The organism is Streptomyces sp. KLMMK (assembly GCF_036961605.1).
GTDB lineage: Bacteria > Actinomycetota > Actinomycetes > Streptomycetales > Streptomycetaceae > Streptomyces > Streptomyces telluris.
The window spans coordinates 1-8,318 of sequence record NZ_JBAMDC010000291.1 but is presented as its reverse complement, the minus strand read 5'-3'; the positions used below and the strand labels follow the sequence as shown (position 1 = coordinate 8,318).

Annotated in this window: 7 protein-coding genes and 1 pseudogene; 5 read left to right on the top strand and 3 right to left on the bottom strand. The window is 71.1% G+C overall.

The genetic code is table 11. The features are described from left to right. Positions 1-127 precede the first annotated feature (127 nt). Both V7793_RS28495 and V7793_RS28490 read left to right on the top strand, forming a co-directional pair. A pseudogene (locus V7793_RS28495) lies at positions 128-760 on the top strand (phosphoribosyltransferase); the annotation flags it as partial. A 26-nt stretch (positions 761-786) separates the two neighbouring features. Then, positions 787-1,062, top strand: a complete 276-nt coding sequence (locus tag V7793_RS28490) for a DUF1876 domain-containing protein (RefSeq protein WP_058042985.1) — start codon at positions 787-789, stop codon at positions 1,060-1,062. A 21-nt stretch (positions 1,063-1,083) separates the two neighbouring features. Here the strand turns inward: V7793_RS28490 and V7793_RS28485 are convergent, their stop codons facing one another. The 3 genes from V7793_RS28485 to V7793_RS28475 form a co-directional block, all read right to left on the bottom strand. Continuing rightward, positions 1,084-1,512 carry a cytidine deaminase gene (locus tag V7793_RS28485; RefSeq protein WP_336011610.1) on the bottom strand — a complete coding sequence of 143 codons (429 nt, stop codon included), beginning with the start codon at positions 1,510-1,512 and terminating at the stop codon, positions 1,084-1,086. A gap of 72 nt (positions 1,513-1,584) precedes the next feature. Continuing rightward, positions 1,585-2,943 carry an erythromycin esterase family protein gene (locus tag V7793_RS28480; protein WP_336011608.1) on the bottom strand — a complete coding sequence of 453 codons (1,359 nt, stop codon included), beginning with the start codon at positions 2,941-2,943 and terminating at the stop codon, positions 1,585-1,587. Positions 2,944-3,130: 187 nt separating this feature from the next. Continuing rightward, positions 3,131-4,516 carry a radical SAM protein gene (locus tag V7793_RS28475; RefSeq protein ID WP_336011606.1) on the bottom strand — a complete coding sequence of 462 codons (1,386 nt, stop codon included), beginning with the start codon at positions 4,514-4,516 and terminating at the stop codon, positions 3,131-3,133. Positions 4,517-4,849: 333 nt separating this feature from the next. Here V7793_RS28475 and V7793_RS28470 point away from each other — a divergent pair, with 333 nt between their 5' ends. The 3 genes from V7793_RS28470 (at position 4,850) to V7793_RS28460 (ending at position 8,121) form a co-directional block, all read left to right on the top strand. Next, positions 4,850-6,274: an amino acid permease gene (locus V7793_RS28470; RefSeq protein WP_336011603.1), complete on the top strand. Its 1,425-nt coding sequence runs from the start codon at positions 4,850-4,852 to the stop codon at positions 6,272-6,274. A gap of 338 nt (positions 6,275-6,612) precedes the next feature. Next, positions 6,613-7,374, top strand: coding sequence for a MerR family transcriptional regulator (locus V7793_RS28465; RefSeq protein ID WP_336011600.1), 762 nt, complete (start codon positions 6,613-6,615; stop codon positions 7,372-7,374). A 249-nt stretch (positions 7,375-7,623) separates the two neighbouring features. Next, entirely contained in the window at positions 7,624-8,121 is a 498-nt protein-coding gene (locus tag V7793_RS28460; RefSeq protein WP_336011597.1) for a hypothetical protein, read from the top strand. The last annotated feature ends 197 nt before the right edge of the window (positions 8,122-8,318 follow it).

Sequence of the window (8,318 nt, the reverse complement as noted above, 5' to 3'; positions counted from 1 at the left end):
GCGGCCAGGCCCGGCGGGCACTCCTGTGCGCTCCCGGTCTGCCCGGCGTGGACTATCCGCAGGAATCTGACCATATTGGATGTATGGCTTCCCTCGTTCTCCGGACCCCCGGGAGAAGAGGTGGATCATGAGATTCCGCGATCGCGTGGACGCCGGCCGCCGCCTGGCCGAGCAGCTGGGCCACCTGCGCGCCGAGAACCCCGTCGTCCTGGGCCTGCCGCGCGGCGGCGTGCCCGTGGCCTACGAGGTCGCGCAGGCACTCGGGGCCCCGATGGACGTGGTGCTCGTGCGCAAGCTGGGGGTGCCCTTCCACGAGGAGCTGGGCTTCGGCGCCATCGGCGAGGGCGGCGTGCGGGTCGTCCACAGCGACATCATCCGCATGGGCCGCGTGGACGAGGACGACCTGGCCGAGATACAGCAGCGCGAGGAGGCGAACCTGGTCCGCCAGGCCGAGCGGTTCCGCGGCGGCCGCCCGCGCATCCCCCTGCAGGGCCGCACGGCGATCGTGGTCGACGACGGCATCGCCACCGGCGCCACGGCGGCGGCCGCCTGCCGGGTGGTCCGGGCCCAGGACGCCGCCCGCGTGGTGCTGGCCGAACCGGTGGCGCCGCCGGACGCGGCGGAAGCGCTCCGCGCGGAGGTGGACGAGCTGGTCTGCCTCAGCACTCCGACTGTCTTCTTCGCGGTCGGCGAGTGGTACCAGGACTTCTCCCAGACCCCGGACGAGGAAGTGATCGACCTGCTGGAGCGCAACAGGGCGGCAGTGACGGACCCGGGAGGTGTGTGATGACCACGGAGAAGATCGTCGAAAGCCCCATCGACATGGAGTTCCGCGAGGCCGGCGCGCTGACGCAGGCGGCGGTGCGGCTGCACATGCACGACGGCACGGACTTCACTGCGGTCGGGAGGAGCAACCGCAACCCCGCCGACCCCTCCCAGCAGCGCGTCGGCGAGGAGGTCGCGGCGGCACGCGCGCTGCGCGACCTGTCCGAGCAGCTGCTCGACAAGGCGGGGGTGGACATCGAGGAGACCACGCACACCCCGACGCGCCTGAGTCACTGAACAGACCACGGACCGGCACCGTCACGGGTGGTGGTCGGCGAAACCGTAGGCGTGCGGCAGCAGTTCGCGCACCGGCACCGCGCGCAGGGCATCGGGGCCTCCACCTGTACCCGTTCCTGGACCCGTACCCGTACTGATGATGACCTCGATCCCCGGGAAGTAGTCGAAGAGGACCTGCCGGCAGCGGCCGCACGGCGGCATGACGCCTCGGTCGTCGCTGCCGACGGCCACCACGGTGGTGAGGTCGTAGGAGCCCGCGGCCGCGGCCGCCCCTACGGCCACGAGCTCGGCGCACGGGCCGCCGGTGAAGTGGTAGACGTTGAGGCCCGTGGCGATACGGCCGTCCCGGTTGCGGACGGCCGCCGCCATGGTGTGCACGTCGCCCTTGGTGCGGGTGGCGGCGAGCTCCGCCGCCACCGCGATCAGCTCGTGATCAAGATCAGGTGTCACAGGGCGAGAGGCTACCGCCGACCGGCGGGCCGGACACCGACGCCGCGGTCAGATGTCGATTGCGGTCAGAGGTCAGATGTCGATTCCGTCGGCCACCCGGGAGGACGGGAGGCAGAGCATCCCGTCGAAGGCGTCGGCCACCGGCGTGTGCACGTACGCGCTCTGTATCCGGGTCCGGTCGGGCATGGCGTCGCCCCGGGGTGCGGAGCGCAGCCCGGCGAGGCCGACGGCGCCGGCCGGAACGGCGCCGGCGAAGGCGGCCTCGATGCTTCCCGGCTCGGGTGCCCCCAGCACCGTGTCGTCGACGGTGAAGCCGAACCGGGCGCTCTCCTCCAGCCGCATCTCCGCCGTACGGCCGCCGATGCTCGACACCCCCAGGGTGAAGTAGTCGTCGCCGAGGGCGCGGTGGAGGAACTGGCCCATGGGAAGGGCCGTCGGGTATCCGTCGAAGACGGCGGGCTCCTTCTGGAGGTGGGCGTTGTGGGCCATCAGCACGACACGGGCGTCCGGCTCGGCGTGTTCCAGGTGCCACAGGACGGACCCGGCCATGTAGATCTCGCGGGACGAGGCGTCGGCCGTGAGCCCGGCGCCGGCGAAGAGGGCGGCCATGGCCCGGACGGTGTAGTCGGCGTGGGACGCGGCCTCCAGGCGCCGGAGGGCGACCTCGTACGCGTACCGGCCGGTGCGGGCGACCTGCAAGGGCTCGGTAGCCCGGAAACGGACGAGGAGACGGGCGAGCGCGGCCGTGAGGGCGTCCTGCTCCGTGGCGTCCAAGCGCGCCCACGCGGGCGCCGCGGCGGCGCCCGACTCGCCGGCGAACCGCCCGGCGATCCCGATGGCGGTCTCGACCAGCGGCAGCGCCTCGGGGTCGGCCTCGCGGAGGTGGTCGGCGACCGGGTGCAGCGCGGGCAGCAGCGAGCCGCCCGCGGCCGGGATGTCGATACCGGCGAACCGTACGGACCGGGCCGCCGTGCGGTTGTGCAGGCGCAGCGAGCGCAGGGGCTCCTGCAGGCCCATGGGGAGCGCCGCCCCGGTGAGCCGTTCGAGGTCGCCGTCCGGGCCGGCGCCCCGGATCCAGGCGTCGAGGGCGAAGGCTTCGCTGAATCCGTACTCGAAGGCGAGGACGGTGAAGCCGCAGCGCTCGACGAGGAAGCGCAGGAGGCGCCGGCGGACGAGGGCGAATTCGTGGATGAAGTGCGAGCTCTCGCCGACGCCGAGGACGCGGGCGTCGCCGATGAGGTCCCGCAGCGGCTCCAGGTCGTCGAGCGGAGCGTCGGGGTCGAGGGTGGTCAGGGTGGTGGCGTTCTCGCGCAGCCAGCGGGTGAACGGGGCACGGTCGGCGGACGACTGACGGCCCGAAGGCTGAGAGTGCTGAGAGCGCGGAGAAGGCTGAGCAGGCTGAGGCTGAGAAGGCTGAGGCTGAGAGGGCATGCTGAAGGCTCGTCTCTCGGTGGAGTGGTGTGCAGATGCAGATCACCGATGCGGGAGCGCGCCGTGGGGCGGCTCCCGGAGAGCGTCAGCGGAAGAGCGTGCCCGGAACCATGATCCGACCCTAACCGTCGCGGCGGACGGCGGACAAAGGGTTTCGCGTCCGTCCGCCGGGGGGGGCGGCCGGCGGCTATCCCGCCGTTTCCGGTTCCCCGGCCCGGAGGTCGCCTGTGGCGGGGAGGTCGTCCGTCGCCGGGAGGCTGTCCGTCGCCGGGAGGCTGTCCATGAAGGAGCTCACCGAGAAGACGGCCTGCCCCGGTCCGGGCGGCCCGTATCCGGGCGGGGAGGCCAGGCCGTACTCCTCCAGCGTCGCCCGGTACACCTCCAGCAGCCGTACGTGGTACTCCAGCGGGGCGCCCTGCGGGTTCAGCTTGCCCAGGGGCGTGGTCGGTTCGGGGCACCAGGTGGTGAACCGCGGGACGATGCCGTGGGACATGAAGAACCGCAGGCCCTCCGCGGTGGACGCGATCGCCTCGTCGACGGTGGCGAATCCGTCCGGGGTCGCCATCTCCACGCCCGCGACGAAGTTGGGGATGACGTTGCGGGCGCCGAAGACGTCGGCGGAGTCGAGGATCCGCCGGTGCCACTCGGCGCGGCCCACGTAGCGCTCCTTGCCCGGGCAGTAGAGCTGGAACAACCGCTCGTCCCACACCTCGAAGTTGGGGTGGTAGATGCGGATGCCGTAGTCGTGGAAGCGCTGCACGTCGGCCTTGGGCAGGGCCTGCGCGACGACCTTGCCGATCCAGCGGCCCGGGAAGCGCTCCTCGATGGCCTGGGCGTAGCGCCCGTAGAAGTCGGCTTCGGTGTGCCCGGCGACCTTGGAGGTGATGGCCCCACCGGTCAGGGTGTACGCCTGGGAGGCCCGGGCGGTGTCGTACCGGTCGATGATCTCCAGCGCCTCCAGCACCTCCTCGACCGGCTTGACGCCGGTGTAGGGGCGGCCGGCGGCCTTGTGCTGGCGCCAGTTGTGGTTGATGTCGCAGTACTGGCACTCCTCCTTGGCGCCGAAGTACTGGCACACGCGGAAGACGGTCAGGTAGACGAGGTAGCCCCACTGGATGGTCGGGGCGACCTCCATCACGGACTTCCCGTTGGGGAGTGTCTCGCGGTAGTAGTCGGGCATGGGCGGCAGGCCCACGTCCGAGATCCGCCGACCGTCGAGGTAGAGGCCCAGCGTGCCGTCCGGGCCGGCCTGGACGCGGTAGGGGGAGGCGGGGTTGACCCGCACGGAGACGACCGTGCGGCGCAGCTCGTAGGGGCCGCCCGTCAGCACGATCTCCTCGGGCGGGCGGCGCAGGGCGGCGGCGCCGAGCTCGGGGAGGGTGCGGTGGTCGAAGGAGAAGATGAAGTACGACTTGGGCTTGATCCCGCCGGTCGCTTCGTTGGTGGTGTCGCTGAGGGCGGAGTCGTCGAAGGCCATGCCTCCGCGCAGCAGGTCCTCTTTGATCACGGCTTCCCGCGGGATGTGCGGGAAGCGCTCCATCAGGCTCTCGATCAGGTGGGTACGTCCGGTCATCTCGGTGCTCCCCCTTCGTGCGTCCGCTCTTCGCGGCGTCCGCTTCTGCGTGGCCCGCTTGCTTACTCGGGCGTCAGCCTCTTCTGCTTCCCCTGTGGGCCTGGCGCGATCTCTGCGGCAGACTCGCTTCGTGATCACTGACGCTAGTCCTGCCCATCGCAGGAGAATCAACCGGGTCCGCAGTTGCGGCGTTTCGCCCCCGTACATACGGGGCTGCTGCGAAACGATCACGCTCTGTGAAGTGACTGTCCGGATAACGGACGAGTTAACCGGATCTTCGGCCACCTGCCCATACTCGACACTCCCGATCTCGCATATTGGACAGGCACGACCATGAGCCGGACAACCACCACACCTCCCCCGCAGACGGAGGACGCCCCGCAGGGCTCCCCCCTGTCGAACGGACTCAAGCAGCGGCACCTCTCGATGATCGCCCTCGGCGGCGTCATCGGAGCGGGCCTCTTCGTAGGCTCCGGCGCCGGCATCGCCGCCGCGGGCCCCTCGATCGTGCTCGCCTACGCCGCGTCCGGCCTGCTCGTCATGTTCGTGATGCGGATGCTCGGCGAAATGTCCGCCGCCAACCCCGCCTCCGGCTCCTTCTCCGTCCACGCCGACCGCGCGATCGGCCCATGGGCCGGCTTCACCGCCGGCTGGATGTTCTGGACCCTGCTGGTCGTGGGCGTGGCGATCGAGGCGATCGGCGCGGCCCACATCGTGCAGGGCTGGCTCCCCGGCACCCCCTCCTGGATGTGGGTCCTGGTCTTCATGGCGGTCTTCTGCGGCAGCAACCTGGCCGCGGTCTCGAACTTCGGCGAATTCGAGTTCTGGTTCGCCGCCCTCAAGATCGGCGCCATCGCCCTGTTCCTGATCCTGGGCGCGCTCGCGATCACGGGCGTCCTGCCCGGCAACGACGCCCCCGGCGCCGCACACCTCCTGCACGACGGCGGATTCCTGCCCAACGGCATGGACGGCCTCCTCATCGGCCTCCTGGCCTCCCTCGCCGCCTACGGCGGCCTGGAGACGGTGACCATCGCGGCCGCCGAATCCGAGAACCCCGTCAGCGGCGTCGCCAAGGCCGTGAAGACGACCATGTGGCGCATCGGCATCGTCTACGTCGGCTCCATGATGGTGATCGTCACGCTGCTCCCCTGGAACGACGGATCCGTCACCGAGAACGGACCCTACGCCGCCGTCCTCGACCGCCTCGGCGTCCCCGGCGGCGGCCAGATCATGAACGTCGTCGTCCTGATCGCCCTGCTGTCCGCGATGAACGCCAACATCTACGGCTCCTCCCGCATGGCCTACTCCCTGGTCTCGCGCGGCCAGGGCCCCAAGGCCCTGGGCAAGGTCTCCGGCGGCGTGCCGCGCCGCGCGGTCCTCGCCTCGTCCGCCTTCGGCTTCTTCGCCGTCCTGCTGTCGTACTGGTACCCGACCACCGTCTTCGCCTGGCTCCTGAACATGGTCGGCGGCGTCGTCCTCATCGTCTGGGGCTTCATCGCCGCCTCCCAGCTGATCCTGCGCCGCCGCCTGGAGCGCGAGGCGCCCGAGCGGCTCGTGGTGCGGATGTGGGCCTTCCCGGTCCTCACCTGGGTGACGCTGGCCGGCGTGGCGGGCGCCCTGGTCCTGATGGGCCTGGAGACCGACACACGCGTCCAGCTGCACTCCACGGGCGGCCTGGCCCTGGCACTGGCCGTGGTCGGCTACGTCCAGCAGCGGGCGGCGGCCCGCAGGGACGCGGAGGGCCCTGCGGGCGGCTGAGCCCGGCACCGCGCACGCGTTAACAGCTAACAGCGAAGGCCGGTCCCCGTCCCGACGGACGGGGGCCGGCCTTCGCCCTGCCCGGGCTCCCGGGGGGCGGGTGGCCGCAGGACCGAGCGGCCGGGGGTCGGGCGTGCACGGGACCAGGCCCGGGCATCCGAGGCACAGGCTTGGAGCAGCGGGCCCCGGCTCTGCCCACGAGAAGGTGGGCGGCCACCGATCGGCGCGCGACCCGGAAACCCGAGAGCCGGGCTTGAAGCTGCCGCAGCGGAAGCCTCTACCGTCCTGAACAAGGCCGGAGATTCCAGCTCGGTGAGGCACATGTGAGGGAGGCGGCGATGGCCTGGCCGATCGCAGAGGTCGCCCGGATGCCGGGTGTGACGGCCCGGACACTGCGGCACTACGACGAGATCGGCCTTCTGCCACCGGCCTGGATCGGGGCCAACGGCCACCGCTACCACGAGGAGCGCCAGCTGCTGCGGCTGCAGCAGGTCCTCGTGCTGCGGGCGCTGGGCCTGGGACTGCCTGAGATCGGCCGGATCCTGGCCGCGCAGGTCGACGAGCTGAAGGCCCTGCGGGGCCATTACCGTCGGCTGCTCGCCGAGCGCGACCGGCTGGACACCCTGGCCGGCACCGTCGCCCGCACGATCAGCGCACTGGAGCAGTCCGGGAAGGACGGCACAGACATGATCAGCATCAGCCGACCGGAAAACCTGTTCGAGGGCATCGGGCCCGCCCGGTGCATGAAGGTCCTGCACGACTTCCCGGAGCTGGTCGGGGCCATCGAACGGCACACCTCGACGTGGAGCGAGGCCGAGATCGAGGCCGACGAGCGCGAGCGCACAGCGCAGATGATCCGGCTGGCCGAGCTGCCGGCCACCGGCCTGCCCGCTGACGCCGACGCGGTACAGGCCGAGATCGACACCCAGTACCGGACGCTGGCCCGGATCCGGGCAGCCACCGCCGAGGAGTACCGCGCGATCGGGCGTACCTGCGTGGAGAACGAGCACTGGCACGCGGTCTACGAGTCGATCGCGCCGGGCCTCGCCTCGTACCAGCGGGCCGCCATCGAGGCGTACGCCGCAACCCGGCTGTGCTGAGCCGGAACCGGGCCGCCGCCACGGGGGTGCGGCGGCCCTGCCGGGTCGGGCCACTGGCCAGTTCCACCGAGAATGGGGCCCGCAGCTGTCCGAGGAACGCCACCTCTGCCCAGCGATGCTGCCGTCTGCCGGGTGCTGCCGGGCCTCAGGTTCTGGTCCGACTTCTGTGGAGCTCCCACGCTCTGCAACCTGCCGGGACTGGATGGCCCTTCGTGACGCTTTGACAGATCTGTTTGGGATCATGCCCGCATGGACTTCGACCTCGCCCCACCGACCGGCGTTGGCCCGTTGCGAATAGGTATGACTCGGCACGCGGCCAACACAGCGCTGGGCTCGCTCCGCGATCTCTCTGCGATCTCGGAGTCTGATCGGCCGGGGCAGCGCGTCTTCCGTCCCAGCGGGCTGATGATCAGCATCCACTGCCTGCGCGACATGCTTGAAGCCATCGAGCTGGGAAGGCCGTCGTCCCGGACGGACCGAGTGCTGTTCCAGGGTGTGGACGTGTTCGCGCTTCCGGCCCGCGAGGTTGTCCGGCGCGTCGGTGAGTTCACCTCGATCGAGGAAGATCCTGACGACGATGCTTCATTCATCGCCCCGGACTTGTTGCTGAGCTTCTGGCGTCCGTTCGCAGTCGACGATGAGCCGGAGGAAGAGCAGGGCTACTACTTCAGCTCGATCCTGCTGGCACGGCCCGGCTACTACGACACCCCTGCTCAGGCTGCGGAGCGCCTCCAGCAGAGCTCGTGACGGGCCGGTCAGGAGGCCCGCAGGGCCCGCTGCCGCGATAGGTCGAAGCCGACCCGGTCGTCACCTGCTCCAGGGCACCGGCTCCGGCCCCGCCCCGAGCCGACCGTCCCCCGCTCCGGGGCACCCGGCCGCGCGTCGGCGCCCGTACAAGCCCTACAAGCCGTGCAAGCCGTGCAAGCCGTGCAAGCCGTGCAAGC